We start from the raw sequence: 16345 nt of genomic DNA on the forward strand, positions 1-16345 counted from the left end.
TCGTGATCGAGGGAAACTGGCCGCGCACAGGTGGCGCGATTGCAGCCGAACCGCAAGGCTTGCGGTTACGGTGTCGTCGCGTTGGCGGCGGGCGTGACCGGCTTCAGACGGGCGATGGCCGCGTTGACCAGGTCGGGACCTGCCCGGAGCGTGCCGAGTTCCACGGCCGACATCGCCAGCATCACCGGCCCCAGATTCGGTCGCGGCTCGCCGTCCGGCCCGAACAGGTCGAGGTCGTCGGTCGGCTTCAGCCCGACGCTGCCGCTGATCTTCGCGGCATAGGCCTGGATCCGAACCTCGTCGCCCGTGCAGAGCGGAGCCGGCAGGCGCAGGTCGAGCAGGGGCAGCCCGGAGGCGATGGCGGGCAGGAGCGCCGATTCCGCGACCATCCGGTCCGGGCTCGGGACCTTGCGGTCGAGGAGCGCGGCCGGATCCGCGGCGCCGCGGGGGAGCGCCGGTACCGTCGGGGACGCGATGCCGGCGGCGATGTCGGGCACCGGCTGGAGCGTCGCGACCCGGGACACGCGGGGGGCGGGCAGCCGAGCGCCGGCCTTCCCCGCCATCCGGGCGAGCGGCGACCAGGGCTGCACCCGCAGGGCCTTGGCCCGGCCCCGGGCCACGCCGCCCGGCCGGTGGGAGGCCAGGAACCGGGCACGCAGGGTCCGGCCCAGTCCCCGGGGTGCCAGGGTCGCCGAGACCGCCGGCGTGGCGACCCCGGTCGCGACCCCCCTGCCCGTCCGACTCGGCATCGCGACCCGGCACTCGGAAGGCGCCCAGCGGCGCACGATGGCGAGGGCGTTGCGCCGGTTGTAATCGCGGACGTAGCGGCGCAGCAGGCTCGCGGCGGCGTCTGCCCCGTCCGCCATCGTGGCGAAGGCGGTGTGGCCCTCGGTATCGGCCCCGATCTCCCCCGACCAGCGGGCGGACTTGATGCACCAGCCGTTGTTGAGCCGGACGCAGCGGGCGATGTAGGGCGGGTTCTCTGCGAGCCGGGCCGTCAGCGCCAGGGACCGCGGCAGCAGGTTGTCGCCGGCCTGCGCGTGCCAGTTGGATACCGACCGGGTGGCGGGATCGAAGCGCGGCGGGGCGGCCTCGGCCGGTGCCGCGGCCATCGGCGGCGCGGCGGCCAGCAGCGCGGCCGCGCGATCCTCCACGGCCGGCACGAGCGCCGGCACGAGGGCCGCCAGCAGGACGAGCGCGTTCAACAGCACGCGGACCGGCTCCCACGGTCGCGGTCCTCCGCGGAACGGCGCTGCGTCACGGGTTCAGCACCCTCAGCGCGGCCTCGTGGAGGCGTGGGTCGGCCGCCGCCACGACGCGCCCGCCGCCTGCGGCCGAGCCGCCGTCCCAGGCTGTGACGCGTCCGCCCGCGCCCTCGACGATCGGGATCAGCGCGACGATGTCGTAGGGCTTCAGGCCGGCCTCGACCACGAGGTCGATCTGGCCGGCGGCGAGCATGCAGTAGGCGTAGCAATCGGTGCCGTAGCGGGACATCCGCACGCGGCCCTCCAGATCGCGGAAGCGGTCGGCCTCCTCGCCGCCCGCGAACAGGCGCGGGTCGGTGGTGGCCAGGATGGCCTGGCTGAGTTCTCCGCAGCGGCGGCCGCGCAGGGTGCGCTCGCCGGCGGGGCCGCGCAGGCGGGCGTTGCGGCCGTCGCCGGTGAAGCGCTCGCCGAGATAGGGCTGGTGCATCAGCCCGCGCACCGGCACGCCGTTGCGCGTGAGCCCGATCAGCGTGCCCCAGGTCGGCAGGCCGGCGATGAAGGCGCGGGTCCCGTCGATCGGGTCGAGCACCCAGACGCACTCGGCGTCGGTGCGCTCGGAGCCGAATTCTTCGCCCAGGATGCCGTGGCTCGGGAAGGTCTGGGCGATCATCCGGCGGAGCACGGTCTCGGCCGCGCGGTCGGCCTCGGTGACCGGATCGAACGGTGCGCCGCCCCGCGCCTTGTCGTCGAGGCCGAACGCGGCGCGGAAGAACGGCAGGATCGCCTGGCCGGACGCCTCCGCGAGATCGTCCATGAACCGTCCGAGTTCGACGACGCTCATCGGCCCTGCCCCCTGCTCTGCCCGAGGCCCGATAGGGGCCTGCCCGGCGCGAGACGAAACCGGGGCCGGGCCCCGGCCGTCAAGCCCCTTTGCCCCAAGCCCCTTCGCCCCAAGCTCCTTGGCCGCAAGCTCCTCCGCTTCAAGCCTCACGCCTCCGCGGGTTCCGGCAACCGCGCCTCGGCGCCGGCCGCGGGCGCTGCCGTGCCCGCGATATCCGCTTGCACGGCGGCCAGCACCGCCTCGAGCGCCTCGCGCAAGGACGCGACCTGTCCGGACGCCTCGGTGGAGCCGTCCGGCACGCGCGCCACCCGGTCCGACTGGCCGTTCTGGGCCAGCCACAAGCCGAGCAGGACCGGTACGCCGGGCATCCGCGCCTGCAGCCGCCCGACCAGCCGGCGCAGGTGCGTCGGCTCGCCGTTCAGCGCCAGCGAGACGACGCAGGCCATCCGGGCCGGGCCCGGCTCGAACCGTCCGATCCGCGCCGTGGCGGCGTCCGAGAACGGCACGGTGCGGACGCCGATCCCGCGCTTCTCCAGGATCTGGGCCAGGATCGCGGCCGCCGCGCCGTCGAGGAAGCCGCGTCCGGAGATGCAGAGCACCGCGCCCGCGCGGGTCCAGGCTTCCGGCAGCGCATCCGGGGCCGGGCCGACCGGCATCGGGCTGCAGGCGTGCTCGCCACCCTCCCCCGTGCTTTCGGCGGTGGCGTCGCCGCGCTCGGACAGGTCGGCGATCAGCTCGCCCAGGGCGGTGCGCATCGCGCCCTTCTGCTGGGCGGTCAGCACGCCCCGCGCCGCGTCGCGGGCGGCGAGTTCGAGCGCCTTGAGCACCACCTCGTCGTAGTAGGACGAGAGCGAGCATTGCTGCAGGATCAGCTCGGCATGGCCCAGCACCTCCTCGGAATCGCCGGCCAGGATGCGCTGGTAGAAATTCTGCACGGGCGTGAGCGCCGGCCGGTCGCCGAACAGCACGTCCAGGAATTCGAGATGTTCGACGTGCCGTCCCAGCACCACCAGGCAGACGGTGAGCGGCGTCGACAGCAGCAGGCCCACGGGCCCCCACAGCCAGGTCCAGAACAGGGCCGAGACCAGCACCGCGAGCGGCGAGAGCCCGGTGGACTGGCCGTAGACGATCGGCTCGAACACCTGGCCGGTCAGCGGCTCCAGGATGAGGAACAGGATCGTCACCGCGATCATCATGTTCCAGCCGGGATCGACCGCGGCGGCGAGCGTGATCGGCAGGATCGCCGACAGGAACGCGCCGATGTAGGGCACGAACCGCATCAGCGCCGCGAAGATCGCCCACAGCACCGGGTTCGGCACGCCGATGACGTAGAGGCCGATCCCGATCACGACCCCGAAGGCGGTGTTGAGGGCGAGCTGCACCACGAAGTAGCGGCTGAGGCGCCCGGCCGCGTCGTCGATCGCCCCGGTGGTGCGGTGCAGGTCGCTGGAGCCCGCGAGCCGGATCATGCGGTCGCGCAGGTCCTCGCGCTGCATCAGGACGAACAGCAGCACCACGAAGACGATGCCCACCGTGGCCAGCGGCTGCAGCACCGGCGACAGCAGGGTGCCGAGCGTCTCGAGCGGCCCCGGCTGGGTCGAGGCCACCTCGACCAGGACGGGCTTTTGGCCGGGCCCGGCCTGGTCCAGTGCCGATCCCTGCGCCGGCTCGGAGGCCGGCGGGGCGCGGCGCGCGGGCTCCGGACCGGCCGGCGCCTTCGCGGGCTCCTTGCCCGCCTCCGCCTCCTTGCCGCCGGCATGGAGCGCCCGGCCGATATTGGCGACGTAATCGGTGATATGGCCCACCGGCGAGGCGCGCAGGCCCTCGATCTTGCGCTCGATGGTGGTGCGGTAGCGCGGGATGTCGCCGGCGAGGTCGGCCGCCTGGATGCCGATCAGCGTCGCCAGGGCGGCCACGATGCCGAGCGTCAGAAACACGCTCACGCCCACCGCCACCAGCCGCGGCAGGCGCAGGCGCCGCAGGCGGTTCACCAGCGGCGTCAGCACGAAGGACAGGAGCAGCGCGATCGCGATCGGGATGAAGATCTCGCGGCCGAAATACAGCACCGCCACGATGGTGGCCCCGACCAGGATCGGCGAGGCCATCGCGGACCGCGGGGTCTCGGCCGCGGCGACGCGCGTGGGGCGCGGCGCAACCAGCGCGCGCTCAGGCTGCGCCCCGACCGGGCTTCTCGTTCCCATGCTGCGATCCACACCCCGAACGCGACAGGCGGGCGCCCGCCGGGGTCGCGGGGCCTCGCGGCATGGGAACGGCACGGGGTCCGAAAACGATCCCGCGCGGCTCGCGGATCCGTTACCCAGAGTTGCGCGTGCTCCGGTTACGCCCCCTGGACCCCGGCCCGGGCCACCTCGCCCACGTCCTTCAATTCGGGGAGCGACCAGCACATCTGCATCACCCGCTTGGCCTGGGCGTCCGGCAGGATCCCGGCGGCGAGGTCGGTGAACTTCGCCTCCAGCTGCGCGTCCGACATCGGCGTCTCGACGCTGCCGATCGCGTGCTCGATCCGGCGGTGGAAGCTGCGCCCGTCGTTCAGCGTCACGGTCATGTCGACCTGCGCGGCGTCGATGCCCGGGGTGATCACCGGCACCACCTTCTGGCGCAGAGCCACGACGCGCGGGTCGTTCACGGCCCTGTCGCTGAACTGCTTCTCGCCGCCCGCGCCCTCCACGAGGGCGATCGCGGCCGCGTGGTAGATGCTGAACTTGCCCTCCAGGCCGGTCTTCGGCGCGGTCTTGCCGGTCAGCTCGAGCACCAGCGGGTGGACCTTGAGGTCGACCCGGGCGATGTCCTCCGGCCGGACGTGGTCCTGATCGCGGATCTGCACGCCGGCATCGATCGTCGGGTGCATGACGATCCCGCAGGCGAACGGCTTGTAGGTGTTGAGCAGGGCCTCGTAGCGGGTGCCGAGGCCGTCGGTGATCTCGGACCAGTCCTGCTTGGTCGAGATGGTGTTGGCCCAGCCGCGCTTGGCCTCGATCATGCCGTCCGACGACGTGAAGCCCTTCGCGGCCAGGATCGCCGCGAACAGGCCGTTCGAGGCCGCCCGGCCCGGGTTGAAGCTCTTGTTCATCGAGCCGAACGATTCGCGCAGGCCCACCGGCTGCGAGGCGGCGAGCCCCAGCGCGTAGACCATCTGCTGCTCGGTCAGCCCCATCAGCTTGCCGACTGCCGCAGCGGCGCCGAACGGCCCGCAGGTGCCCGTGATGTGCCAGCCGGCATCGTAGTGGTTCGGGTAGACCGCGTTGCCGATCCGGCACTCGGTCTCGATTCCAACGACCAGCGCATCGAGGAAGTCCTTGCCCGAGACCGGCTTCATCTGGGCATAGGCCAGGATCGCCGACGCGACCGGCCCGGCCGGATGGATGATCGTCTTGAGGTGGGTGTCGTCAAAGTCGAAGATGTGGCTCGCCACGCCGCTCAGGAAGGCGGCGTTCATGATGTCGAACCGCTCCGACCGGCCGAACAGCCCGGCCTGCGGCGGCCCCGAGAACGGCTGCAGCGCCGAGACCGCCACGTCCACGGTCTCGTGGTGCGAGCCGCCGATCGCCACGCCGACCCAGTTGAGGAAGCTGCGCACGCCCTCACGGCGGACCGTTTCGGGCAGGGTGTCGTAGGACGAGGCCAGGATCCACTGCGCGAGGATTTTCGTAACGGGCGGCGGCGCCTTGGCGGCCGGCTTCTTCGCGGGGTCGACGGCCTCGGCGGCCTGCACCCCTTGCACGGCCGGCGCCGCCAGGGCGAGGCTTGCGGCGCCGATGAGCGCGCGGCGATTGAAGGTCATGGCGTTCTCCCTTGGGGGCGTCCGCAGACGGCGGCCCTGTTGGTCGACACGATACTGAATAAAGTTCGGGTCCGTCAGGGGGTAACGTTTCGTATCCGCGCAGGCCCCGCCTGTCCCTGCGCGCAAGGCGCATGAGCGGACTGTGACCCGGGACCCGGCGCACGACGACGCGCAGCGTCCGTGGGGGTTCAGCGACGGTGCCGCGGCACGGCGCTCTGCGTGCTGGGTCCCGGATCACCGTCCCCTGACAGGCCCGGCGTCCGGGAAAGGGTGCGGTTCATCGGCCGGGGTGGCGAAGCCGGGCGTCCCTCACACCAGCACCGGCAGCACGTCCTGCTCGCCGACCCCAAACACCCGGCGGTAGCGGGCGATCTCGTCCTCCGGTCCCTGCGCCTTGGTGGGGTTGTCGGACAGCTTGACGGTGGGGCGGCCGTTCGCCTCCACGACCTTGCAGACCACCGAGACCGGATCGAGTTTGCCGTCCGGCAGGAGGCCGCGGAAATCGTTGGTGAGCAGGGTGCCCCAGCCGTAGCCGATGCGCATGCGCCCGTGGAAATGGGCGTGGATGCGCTCGATCTCGTCGATGTCGAGGCCGTCGGAGAAGATCGCGAGTTTGTCCGCGGGATCGTAGCCGCGCTCTCGCCAGAACCGGATCACCTCCTCGCCGCCCGCGATCGGGTCCTTCGAGTCGATGCGGATCCCGGTCCAGTCGCTCACCCAGTCCGGGGCGTTCGCCAGGAAGCCGGTGGTGCCGTAGGTGTCGGGCAGGATGACCCGCAGGTTGCCGTCGTAATCCTCCTGCCAGTCGGCCAGCACCGCGTAGGGCGCGGCGGCCAGCGCCGCATCGTCCTCGGCGAGCGCCGCGTAGACCATCGGCAATTCGTGGGCGTTGGTGCCCACGGGCTCGACCTCCTGCCGCGCCGCGATCAGGCAGTTCGAGGTGCCCAGGAATGCGGGGCCAAGTCCCTCGGCCATCGCCTGAACGCACCAATCCTGCCACAGGAAGCCGTGGCGCCGCCGCGTGCCGAAATCCGCCACCGACAGGTCCGGCAACCGCTGCAGCCGCTGGATCTTCTCCCAGACCCGGGTCATGGCGCGCGCGTAGAGCACCTGCAGGTCGAGCTTGCCAAGGCCGCGCAGCACCGCGCGCGCGCGGAGTTCGTTGAGGATCGCGAGCGCCGGGACCTCCCACATCGTGGTCTCGATCCAGGGACCGTGGAAGGTCAGCTCGTACTGGCCGTCATGGACCGCGAGCTCGTAGTCCGGCAACTGGAAGCCCTCGAACCACGCGACGAATTCGGGGCCCAGGATCCGCCCCTGGCCGCGGAACACGTTGCCGCGCAGCCAGGTCACTTCGCCCTTGCTGAGCCGCATGCTGCGGGCGTGGTCGAGCTGCTCGCGCAGCAGCCCGGCATCGACCTCGTCGGCGATGCGGATGCGCTTGGTGCGGTTGGTGATCCCGAAGGTGGTGTCGATCTGCGGATGCCGGCGCAGGATCGTCTGCGCCATCAGCAGCTTGTAGAAATCGGTGTCGAGCAGGGACCGCACGATCGGGTCGATGCGGAAGCTGTGATCGTAGACCCGCTTCGCCAGATCAATCATGCCGTTCGGACTCTTTCACGCGCGCCACCGGCGCAGAGCGCATGCCGCAAGCCGTGACGTCAAGAAGAAGGGCGGCCCGCCGATCTGGCGCGCCGCCCCGTCATCCGCATCGCCAAGTCACACGAGATCAGGCGAGGTCGACCTTCTTGGTCTCGGTCTTGGGGCTTTCGCCGGTGAGCGAGGCCTTCACGTAGCCGTAGAGATGCAGCATCGTGCTGTTGGGGCTGTCCCAGTACTCGCCCTTCTCCGGGTGGACGCGGATCAGCGCGACCTCGGGATCGTTCTTGCCGTTGGGGAACCAGGTCTTCAGGCTCTCATTCCACTTCTCGTCGATCTTGGCCTGATCGCGCACGATCTCGGCCTTGCCGGCGACCGACACGTAGGTCTGGCTCGACGGGTCGGAGTAGGCCAGGTTGATCTGGTTGTCCTTGCTGATCTCGGCCGTCTTGGGCGAGTGCAGCTTGGTGAAAAACCACAGGTCGCCGTTCTCGTCGGCGTCGTTGTTCCACATCGGGCGGCTGTTGAGCGTTCCGTCGGCATCGACGGTGGTCATCATGGCGATCTTCACGTCCTTGACCAGCTCGAACAGCTTCTTCGCGCCCTCGTGGTCGCGGTGGTTGCCCTGATGCATGAAACTGATCTCCTTAACTGTCGCCGACGTGGCGTTCGAGTCGCGCGGGCAGCCCCCTCCAGGAAGGCCCCGCCCGCAAGTCGCCTCGACAACGGGCGAAGGCCCGCTTGGTTCAGGTGGTTTCGGGATGGGGGCAATCGGGCGGTGGACGGCCTGCTCAGGCTTGGCCGTGGTCGCCGCTCGGGTCTGGCCGGCCATCGCACCGGCCGGGGCCGAGATCGGGTCCGGCGCAGGCGTCCGGATGGGCCGCTCCGGTTCCCGGGCGTTGAAGATCAGGCTGCCCGAGTCGCGACCGAACGCGGAGGCCGGTCGCGCGGGGCCGCGGCGTGGAGGTTTGACGCCAGGGTCTGGTGTTCTCGCCTGGCTTAGTTACATGCAGCGGGAACAAGACCTGCTTTCCCCCGGTGGAGGACGATTTGGCGATCACCCGCGACGACGTGCTGCGCGCGCTCCAATCCGTCACCGTCGATGCCGCCGGCACCACCCTGCCCGGCTCCGGCCGGCTCTCCCAGGTCGTGGTCGATCCCAATAACCGCGTGATGTTCTCGATCCTGGTCGATCCGAGCGAGGCCGAACGGTTCGAGCCGGTGCGGCGACAGGCGGAGGGGCGCATCCTGCAGATGCCGGGCGTCTCGGGGGTGTTCGCGAGCCTGACCTCGGAGCGCGGTCCGGGCATGCCCGCACAGAGCGACGCCGCGCCCCGCCCGGTGACGCCGCCGCCGGTCGCGCCGCCGCGGCCCGGCGCGCCCCCGAACCAGGGTCCGCAAATCGCGGGCGTGCGCCACATCGTGGCGGTCGCCTCCGGCAAGGGCGGCGTCGGCAAGTCCACCACCGCCTGCAACCTCGCGCTGGCCCTGCAGGCCCAGGGATTGAAGGTCGGCCTGCTCGATGCCGACATCTACGGGCCGTCCGTACCGAAGCTGTTCGGCCTGTCGGGCAAGCCGACCGTCGTCGACAACAAGTCCATGGAGCCGATGGTCGGCTACGGGCTGAAGGTCATGTCGATCGGCTTCCTGATCGAGCCCGAGACGGCGATGATCTGGCGCGGGCCGATGGTGCAGTCGGCGATCACCCAGATGCTGCGCGACGTGCTGTGGGGCGAACTCGACGTGCTCATCGTCGACATGCCGCCCGGCACCGGCGACGCCCAGCTGACCATGGCCCAGGCGACCCCGCTCTCGGGCGCCGTGATCGTCTCGACGCCCCAGGACTTGGCGCTGATCGACGCCCGGCGGGGCGTGACCATGTTCAAGAAGGTCGCGGTCCCGATCCTCGGGGTGATCGAGAACATGGCGACCTTCGTCTGCCCGAATTGCGGCCACGCCTCGCACATCTTCGGGCATGGCGGCGCCCGCATCGAGGCGCAGCGCCTCGGCGTGCCGTTCCTCGGCGAGGTGCCGCTCGACATGACGATTCGCGAGACCTCGGATTCCGGCCGGCCCGTGGTGGCGACCGATCCGGACGGCCCCCACGCCAAGGTCTACCGCGACATCGCCGCGTCCCTGTGGGCGAACCTCTCGGGTGCCCCGGCCGGGCGCACCGCGCCGAGGATCGTCATCGAGTGAGCGTCTCCCGGTGGATCGCCCGCACGTCCTGGGTCTGATCCTCGCCGGCGGCCTCGGCCGCCGGATGGGCGGGGTCGACAAGCCGCTGATGCGGCTGGTTGGCCGGACGCTTCTCGACCGCGTCGTGGAGAGGCTCGCCCCGCAATGCGGCGCGGGTCTGGCCTTGAGCGCCAACGGCGACCCGGATCGGTTCGCCGGGTTTCCGGGGCCGATCCTGCCCGATCCCGTGCCGGGGCGCCCGGGTCCCTTGGCCGGCCTGCTGGCGGGTCTGGACTTCGCCGCCGTGCGGCACCCGGACGTCACCCATGTGCTGAGTGCCCCCGGGGACGCCCCGTTCCTGCCGGACGATCTCGCCATGCGGCTCGAACCGGCCCTGCGGGACGCGCCGATCGCCCTCGCCGCCTCGGGCGCGCGCGCGCATTACACGGTGGCGCTCTGGCCGGTCGGGCTGCGGGCGGATCTGCGCCGCGCTCTGGTGGAGCGGGACGAGCGGCGGGTCGGGGCGTTCATCGCGCGCCACGGCGCGGCGACCGTCTCCTGGCCGACGGAGCCCCTGGATCCGTTCTGCAATCTCAACGCGCCCGACGACATAGCGGCTGCCGAGGCCGCGATCCTGGCCGGCCTCGGGCGCGGCTGAGCCCGGCCTCAGGCCCGGCGCGCTTGCCAGCGTGGATAGAGGATGCCGAGGGCGAGGCCCCCGAGGACGAGACCGGCCGCGCCGAGCTTCCAGCCCGGCAGCGTCTCACCGAGCCAGACGGCGGATCCGGCCATCCCGAAGACCGGTACCAGCAGCGCGATCGGGACGATGCGCGCGGCGGGGTGGCGGGAGAGCAGCCATCCCCAGACGGCGTAGCCGAACAGGGTATTGCCCACGGTTTGCCAGATCACCGCCCCCCAGGTCGCCGCATCGGCATTCTGGAGGCCGGCGCGGATCGCATCCCAGCCTTCGAGCAGGAAGGACAGCGCGAAGAGCGGCGGCGCGGAGAACAGGCTGGCCCAGACCACGTAGGGCAGCATCGCGCGGACGCCGCTGCGCTTCGCCGCGACGTTGCCGCCGGCCCAGCTCGCCGCCGCGAGGACGATGAGGCCGAGGCCAAAGGGCGTCGTGGCCCCGTCGGCATGCAGCGCGATCACGCCGATGCCGGCCGCCGCCAGTGCCAGGGCGGCCCATTGGTAGCCAAGGACCCGCTCGCCGGTGAGCCGGATCGACAATCCGATCGTGAAGAACACTTGGACCTGGATCACCAGCGACGCGAGGCCGGGGGTGATGTGGCCGCGCATGGCGATGAACAAGAGCCCGAACTGCCCGGCCCCGATCAGCAGCCCGTAGGCGGCGAGATTGCGCCAGGCGACGTTGGGCCGGGGCATGAGGAACACGCCGGGGCACGCCGCCAGCGTGAAGCGCAGCGCCGCGAACAGCAGCGGCGGCAGGTGGTCGAGCCCGATCCGGATCACCACGAAGTTGGTACCCCAGACGGCGACCACCGCGACGGCGAGGCAGAGGTCCCGAAGCGGAAGCGTGGCGGTTTGCATGGCGCGGCAACCTCACAGGCCGCGCGCGTCCTGCCAAGGGACAATCGTCCCATCGGTACGCGGACGTGTCCGCCCGGGCGGGCGGACACGTCCGGTCGTTTCAGGCCGCTTCGCCGACCGTCGCCTTCACGATCTTGTCCGGGGAGCGCGGCGGCTCGCCCTTGTTGATCGTGTCGACCACGTCCATGCCGTCCACGACCTTGCCCCACACCGTGTACTGCTTGTCGAGGAAGCGCGCGTCGTCGAAGCAGATGAAGAACTGCGAGTTCGCCGAGTGCGGGAAGTTGGTGCGGGCCATCGAGCAGGTGCCGCGCACGTGCGGCTCGGCGTTGAACTCGGCCTTCAGGTCCGGCAGCTCGGAGCCGCCCGAGCCGGTGCCGGTCGGATCGCCGGTCTGGGCCATGAAGCCGTCGATGACCCGGTGGAACGGCACGCCGTCGTAGAAGCCCTGGGCGGCCAGCGTCTTGATCCGCTCGACATGGCCCGGGGCGAGGTCGGGGCGCAGCCCGATCACGACGCGGCCCTTGGTGGTCTCGAGGATGAGGTTTTCGGTGTCGGCCATGGTAGGTCCTTCCTGTTGGTGAGAATGTAGCGGCGCCCACCCGATCCGGCGAGCGCGGCGAAACGGTCAGGCCGGCGGGCGGTAGACGAACCGCAGGGCTACGGGCCGCCCCGCGATCGCCCGGCCGAGGCCCGGGGTGATCCGCGCCGGCATGCACCCGGTGAGCGCGTCCAGGGTCGCCCGCACCAGGCTGCGGCGCCGGCCGGTCTGGAAACCCGCGGCGTAGGTGATGCGCGGGCGGCCGATCAGGCTGCCGTCGCGCCGGAGCGACAGCCGCGCGGTGATCTCGATATCGGCTGCCCCGCCGTCGGGCCGCCCCAGCCCTGCCGGCGGCTGCCAGCAGGTCGCCAGCACCGGGTAGAGTTCGGCCAGGGTATCGGCCGCCCGGGCCGGCCGATGCGCGAGCGGTACCGCGACGGTGCCGCGCAGGGTCTGTGGCAGGCTCAGCGGATAACCGCCGCCGGGCGCGTACGCGTAGCCGCCATAGGCTGAGACGCCATCATAGGCGCGCGCCGTGGCCGGGGCGAGGGCGAGCGCGCCGAGGAGGGCCAGCCGGTGCCACATCGGCGAGGGGCTACTTGGCCTTCTCGGCCAAGGTCATGCGGACGATCTTGTCCGGATCCTGCACGGCGCCGCCCGGGGCGCCGGGGGCGGCCTTCTTGATCCTGTCGAGCACGTCGAGCCCGTCCGTGACGTTGCCCACGACGGTGTACTGCTTGTTCAGGAACGGCGCGTCGCCGAGGCAGATGAAGAACTGCGAGTTGGCCGAGTTCGGATCCGAAGAGCGGGCCATGCCCACCGTGCCGCGGCGGAACTCGGCCGTCTGCGAAAACTCGCCCGGGATGTTCGGCAGGCTGGAGCCGCCGGTGCCGTTGCCCTTCGGGTCGCCGGTCTGGGCCATGAAGCCGTCGATCACCCGGTGGAACTTCAGGCCGTCGTAGAAGCCCTGGCCGACCAGCGTCTTGATCTGCTTCACGTGCTTCGGGGCGAGGTCCGGCCGCAACGCGATGGTGATGCGCCCGTCCTTGGTGTCGAGAAAGACCGTGTTGGCGTCGGCGGCCCGGGCGGCCGGGACGGAGCCGAGCGTGAGGGCGAGCGCGAGGAGGGCGTGGCGGCGATTCATCGGGTTCCTTCCAGAAAGGTCAGAGGATCAGGCTGTGGTGGCGAAGCGCTGCCGGAGGCGGTCGGCGACGGCCGCCGGCACGAAGGGCGAGACATCCCCACCCATGCCGGCGATCTGGCGCACCAGCGTCGCGGTGATCGGGCGCGCCTGCGTCGAGGCGGGCAGGAACACGGTCTGCACCTCCGGCGCCATGGCGCCGTTCATGCCCGCGAGCTGCATCTCGTAGTCGAGATCCGTGCCATCGCGCAGGCCGCGTATGAAGATCGACGCCCCGCAGCGCCGGGCCGCCGACACCGCAAGGTCGGCGAACGTCGCGATCTCCAGCGTCGCGCCCTCGGCCTGGGCCACCGGCCCGCAGGTCTCGGCGAGCAGGGCGGCGCGCTCCTCCGCAGAGAACAGCGGCGCCTTGCCGGGATGGACGCCGATGGCGATCACGAGGCGGTCCACCAGCCGGCAGGCTTGGCGGACCACGTCGAGATGGCCGTTCGTGACCGGATCGAACGAGCCGGCATAGAGGGCGGTGCGCGTCATCGCGGCCCGACCTAGAGCATTTTTGCGCGCGACGGAACCTCGGGCTGTGCGGGCCGAAGCCTCACACCTCTTCGGTGCCGTCCTCGGTGCCGTCCTCCGGACCAGCCTCGATGCCGCTCTCCAGGCCGGCCTCGGCGCTGCCCTCGTCCTCGCCCACGATGTGCTCGACCGACACGACCTTCTCGTCCTTGGCGGTGTTGAACACGGTGACGCCCTGCGAGGCGCGGCCGACGATGCGGATGTCGTCCACCGGCACCCGGATGAGCTGTCCGCGGTCGGTGACCAGCATGATCTGGTCCGTCGCCTCCACCGGGAAGGAGCCCACGAGGCTGCCGTTGCGGTCGTTGACCCGCATGGCCGTGATGCCCTTACCGCCGCGGCCCGAGGTCCGGTACTCGAACGACGAGGACCGCTTGCCGTAGCCCCGTTCGGACAGGGTGAGCACGTATTGCTCTGCCCCGCCCATCTCGGCGTAGCGCTCCTGCGAGATCGCGGCGGCCTCCGCGCCGTCCTCGGCCTCGACCTCGGCGCCCTCCTCCACCTCGCCAGTGACGGCGCGGCGCATCTTCAGGTAGCCGGTCCGCTCCTCGGCGCTTGCGTCGAAGGCGTTCAGGATCGTCATCGAGATGACCCGGTCGTCCTTGGCCAGCAGGATGCCGCGCACGCCGGTCGAGTCGCGGCCCTTGAAGACGCGCACGTCCTCGACGGGGAAGCGGATGCACTGCCCCATCGCGGTCGTCAGCAGCACGTTCTGGTCCGGCCGGCAGATCTCGACATGGACGATGTGATCGCCCGGATCGAGCTTCATGGCGATCTTGCCGTTGCGGTTCACCTGGACGAAGTCCGACAGCTTGTTGCGCCGGACGTTGCCGCTCGCGGTGGCGAACATCACGTCGAGGGTTTCCCAGGACGCCTCGTCCTCGGGCAGCGGCATGATCGTGGTGATGCGCTCGGAGGTGTCCTGCAGCTGCAGGATGTTCACCAGCGCCTTGCCGCGGGCGTTCGGAGCGGCCATCGGCAGGCGCCAGACCTTCTCCTTGTAGGCCTGGCCCTGGCTGGAGAAGAACAGCACCGGCGTGTGGGTGTTGGCCACGAACAGGCGGGTGACGAAATCCTCGTCGCGGGTCGCCATGCCCGAGCGGCCCTTTCCGCCCCGGCGCTGGGCCCGGTAGGTCGAGAGCGGCACGCGCTTGACGTAGCCGGCATGGGACACGGTCACGACCATGTCCTCGCGGGCGATCAGGTCCTCGTCCTCGACGCTCGAATCGAAGTCGACGATCTTGGTCCGGCGCGGGGTGGCGAATTGCTGGCGGACCTCGATCAGCTCGTCCGTGACGATCGCCTGGATGCGGGCGCGTGAGCGCAGGATGTCCAGGTAGTCGGCGATCTCGTCGGCGAGCGACTTCAGCTCGTCCCCGACCTCGTCGCGGCCAAGCGCCGTGAGGCGCTGCAGGCGCAGGTCGAGGATGGCGCGGGCCTGGGTCTCGGACAGGCGATAGGTGCCGTCCTCGGCGACCCGGTGGCGCGGGTCGTCCACGAGCGCGATCAGCGGCGCGATGTCGTGGGCCGGCCAGTCGCGGGCCATCAGGGCCTCGCGGGCGGTGTTCGGGTCCGGCGAGGTGCGGATCAGGCGGATGACCTCGTCGATGTTGGCGACCGCGATGGCCAAGCCGCACAACACGTGGGCGCGCTCGCGGGCCTTGCCGAGCAGGAACTTGGTGCGCCGGGAGACGACCTCCTCGCGGAAGTCGACGAAGGCCTGGAGCAGGTCCTTCAGGTTCATCAGCTCCGGCCGGCCGCCGTTGAGGGCGACCATGTTGCAGCCGAAGGAAGATTGCAGCGGTGTGAACCGGTAGAGCTGGTTCAGCACCACCTCGGCCATGGCGTCGCGCTTGATCTCGACCACGATGCGCATGCCGCTGCGGTCGGATTCGTCGCGCAGGTCCGAGATGCCCTCGACCCGCTTCTCCTTCACCAGCTCGGCGATCTTCTCGACCAGCGTCGCCTTGTTCACCTGATACGGGATCTCGGTGAAGATCAGCGCCTCGCGCTCCTTGCGCAGCTCCTCGACATGCGACTTGGCGCGCATGATCACCGAGCCGCGGCCGGTGGCGTAGGCCTGCCGGGTGCCGGCGCGGCCGAGGATCATCCCGCCCGTCGGGAAGTCCGGCCCGGGAACGATCTCGGTCAGCTGCTCGATGGTCAGCCCGGGATCGCCGATCAGCGCCACGCAGGCGTCGATCAGCTCACCCAGATTGTGCGGCGGGATGTTGGTCGCCATGCCGACCGCGATGCCGCCGGCGCCGTTGGCCAGGAGGTTCGGGAACCGGGCCGGGAGGACCTTGGGCTCCTCGCGCGATTCGTCGTAGTTCGGCTGGAAGTCGACGGTGTTCTTGTCGATGTCGGAGAGCAGCGCGGTCGCGGGCTTGGCCAGGCGCGATTCGGTGTAGCGCATGGCCGCCGGCGGATCGCCGTCGACCGAGCCGAAATTGCCCTGCCCGTCGATGAGCATCAGGCGCATGGAGAAATCCTGCGCCATCCGCACCAAGGCGTCGTAGATCGATTGGTCGCCGTGCGGGTGGTACAGACCGATCACGTCGCCCACGATGCGGGCCGACTTGACGTATTTCCGCTCCGGCAGGTGCCCGGATTCGAAGGCGGAATAGAGGATGCGCCGGTGCACCGGCTTCAGGCCGTCGCGCGCGTCGGGAAGCGCGCGACTCACGATCACGCTCATGGCGTAATCGAGGTACGAGCGGCGCATCTCGTCGGTGATGGAGACGGGGCGAATGTCGCTGGCGGGCGGGGGAGCGCCAGTCGGATCGGTCTCGGCCAAGGAAGTATCCGTTATCGGGCCCGGAGGGGCGGTGCTGGCGACCGTCCGGATGGCGCGCGGGGCGCCCGGACGGCCTTGCGGAACAGCAGTGATATCAGGTGGTTAAATAAGCTT

The 16345-nt window shown here is 70.9% G+C and carries 14 protein-coding genes; 2 read left to right on the forward strand and 12 right to left on the reverse strand.

What is annotated here, in order from left to right:
• Nucleotides 1-65: 65 nt before the first annotated feature.
• From AC0IY0_RS07885 to AC0IY0_RS07910, 6 genes are all read right to left on the reverse strand, one after another.
• A complete protein-coding gene (locus tag AC0IY0_RS07885; RefSeq protein ID WP_471763503.1) occupies nucleotides 66-1211 on the reverse strand; it encodes a hypothetical protein in 1146 nt (381 codons plus the stop codon).
• 46 nt (nucleotides 1212-1257) lie between these two features.
• Complete coding sequence (gene hisN / locus AC0IY0_RS07890; RefSeq protein WP_471763504.1) at nucleotides 1258-2046, reverse strand: histidinol-phosphatase; 789 nt, start codon at nucleotides 2044-2046, stop codon at nucleotides 1258-1260.
• A gap of 146 nt (nucleotides 2047-2192) precedes the next feature.
• Nucleotides 2193-4247: an AI-2E family transporter gene (locus AC0IY0_RS07895; RefSeq protein ID WP_471763506.1), complete on the reverse strand. Its 2055-nt coding sequence runs from the start codon at nucleotides 4245-4247 to the stop codon at nucleotides 2193-2195.
• 137 nt (nucleotides 4248-4384) lie between these two features.
• A complete protein-coding gene (locus AC0IY0_RS07900) occupies nucleotides 4385-5848 on the reverse strand; it encodes an MmgE/PrpD family protein (RefSeq protein ID WP_419829674.1) in 1464 nt (487 codons plus the stop codon).
• A 309-nt stretch (nucleotides 5849-6157) separates the two neighbouring features.
• Nucleotides 6158-7450: a nicotinate phosphoribosyltransferase gene (locus AC0IY0_RS07905; RefSeq protein ID WP_471763508.1), complete on the reverse strand. Its 1293-nt coding sequence runs from the start codon at nucleotides 7448-7450 to the stop codon at nucleotides 6158-6160.
• Nucleotides 7451-7577: 127 nt separating this feature from the next.
• Nucleotides 7578-8081, reverse strand: a complete 504-nt coding sequence (locus AC0IY0_RS07910; protein WP_147856598.1) for a pyridoxamine 5'-phosphate oxidase family protein — start codon at nucleotides 8079-8081, stop codon at nucleotides 7578-7580.
• A gap of 416 nt (nucleotides 8082-8497) precedes the next feature.
• On the opposite strand from AC0IY0_RS07910, the gene apbC reads away from it, so the two are divergent.
• Entirely contained in the window at nucleotides 8498-9646 is a 1149-nt protein-coding gene (apbC, locus tag AC0IY0_RS07915) for an iron-sulfur cluster carrier protein ApbC (RefSeq protein ID WP_147939578.1), read from the forward strand.
• Nucleotides 9647-9656: 10 nt separating this feature from the next.
• The gene (mobA, locus tag AC0IY0_RS07920) at nucleotides 9657-10283 is read left to right on the forward strand and encodes a molybdenum cofactor guanylyltransferase MobA (protein WP_471763510.1); all 627 of its coding nucleotides are present in this window, start codon (nucleotides 9657-9659) and stop codon (nucleotides 10281-10283) included.
• Between the two features lie 8 nt (nucleotides 10284-10291).
• Here mobA and AC0IY0_RS07925 read toward each other — a convergent pair whose 3' ends face one another.
• The 6 genes from AC0IY0_RS07925 to gyrA all read right to left on the reverse strand — a co-directional run bounded on the left by AC0IY0_RS07925 (nucleotide 10292) and on the right by gyrA (nucleotide 16231).
• Nucleotides 10292-11179, reverse strand: a complete 888-nt coding sequence (locus AC0IY0_RS07925; protein WP_147939552.1) for an EamA family transporter — start codon at nucleotides 11177-11179, stop codon at nucleotides 10292-10294.
• 100 nt (nucleotides 11180-11279) lie between these two features.
• Nucleotides 11280-11741 (reverse strand): peptidylprolyl isomerase, encoded by a 462-nt coding sequence (locus tag AC0IY0_RS07930; RefSeq protein ID WP_147855449.1) that lies wholly within the window; start codon nucleotides 11739-11741, stop codon nucleotides 11280-11282.
• A 66-nt stretch (nucleotides 11742-11807) separates the two neighbouring features.
• Nucleotides 11808-12305 (reverse strand): hypothetical protein, encoded by a 498-nt coding sequence (locus AC0IY0_RS07935; RefSeq protein ID WP_471763511.1) that lies wholly within the window; start codon nucleotides 12303-12305, stop codon nucleotides 11808-11810.
• Nucleotides 12306-12315: 10 nt separating this feature from the next.
• On the reverse strand, nucleotides 12316-12864 hold the full coding sequence (locus tag AC0IY0_RS07940) for a peptidylprolyl isomerase (RefSeq protein ID WP_147909651.1): 549 nt from the start codon (nucleotides 12862-12864) through the stop codon (nucleotides 12316-12318).
• Between the two features lie 27 nt (nucleotides 12865-12891).
• Nucleotides 12892-13395 (reverse strand): pantetheine-phosphate adenylyltransferase, encoded by a 504-nt coding sequence (gene coaD, locus AC0IY0_RS07945; protein WP_147909652.1) that lies wholly within the window; start codon nucleotides 13393-13395, stop codon nucleotides 12892-12894.
• A gap of 61 nt (nucleotides 13396-13456) precedes the next feature.
• Complete coding sequence (gene gyrA, locus AC0IY0_RS07950; RefSeq protein ID WP_471763513.1) at nucleotides 13457-16231, reverse strand: DNA gyrase subunit A; 2775 nt, start codon at nucleotides 16229-16231, stop codon at nucleotides 13457-13459.
• Nucleotides 16232-16345: the final 114 nt, after the last annotated feature.

The organism is Methylobacterium sp. AC315, from assembly GCF_979253755.1.

What these genes read in the sequence shown, in the direction of transcription:
- AC0IY0_RS07940 (WP_147909651.1), bottom strand. Translation starts at nt 12,864, where the DNA reads ATGAATCGCCGCCACGCCCTCCTCGCGCTCGCCCTCACGCTCGGCTCC.
- coaD (WP_147909652.1), bottom strand. Translation starts at nt 13,395, where the DNA reads ATGACGCGCACCGCCCTCTATGCCGGCTCGTTCGATCCGGTCACGAAC.
- AC0IY0_RS07925 (WP_147939552.1), bottom strand. Translation starts at nt 11,179, where the DNA reads ATGCAAACCGCCACGCTTCCGCTTCGGGACCTCTGCCTCGCCGTCGCG.
- AC0IY0_RS07900 (WP_419829674.1), bottom strand. Translation starts at nt 5,848, where the DNA reads ATGACCTTCAATCGCCGCGCGCTCATCGGCGCCGCAAGCCTCGCCCTG.
- hisN (WP_471763504.1), bottom strand. Translation starts at nt 2,046, where the DNA reads ATGAGCGTCGTCGAACTCGGACGGTTCATGGACGATCTCGCGGAGGCG.
- AC0IY0_RS07910 (WP_147856598.1), bottom strand. Translation starts at nt 8,081, where the DNA reads ATGCATCAGGGCAACCACCGCGACCACGAGGGCGCGAAGAAGCTGTTC.
- AC0IY0_RS07930 (WP_147855449.1), bottom strand. Translation starts at nt 11,741, where the DNA reads ATGGCCGACACCGAAAACCTCATCCTCGAGACCACCAAGGGCCGCGTC.
- AC0IY0_RS07895 (WP_471763506.1), bottom strand. Translation starts at nt 4,247, where the DNA reads ATGGGAACGAGAAGCCCGGTCGGGGCGCAGCCTGAGCGCGCGCTGGTT.
- AC0IY0_RS07905 (WP_471763508.1), bottom strand. Translation starts at nt 7,450, where the DNA reads ATGATTGATCTGGCGAAGCGGGTCTACGATCACAGCTTCCGCATCGAC.
- AC0IY0_RS07935 (WP_471763511.1), bottom strand. Translation starts at nt 12,305, where the DNA reads ATGTGGCACCGGCTGGCCCTCCTCGGCGCGCTCGCCCTCGCCCCGGCC.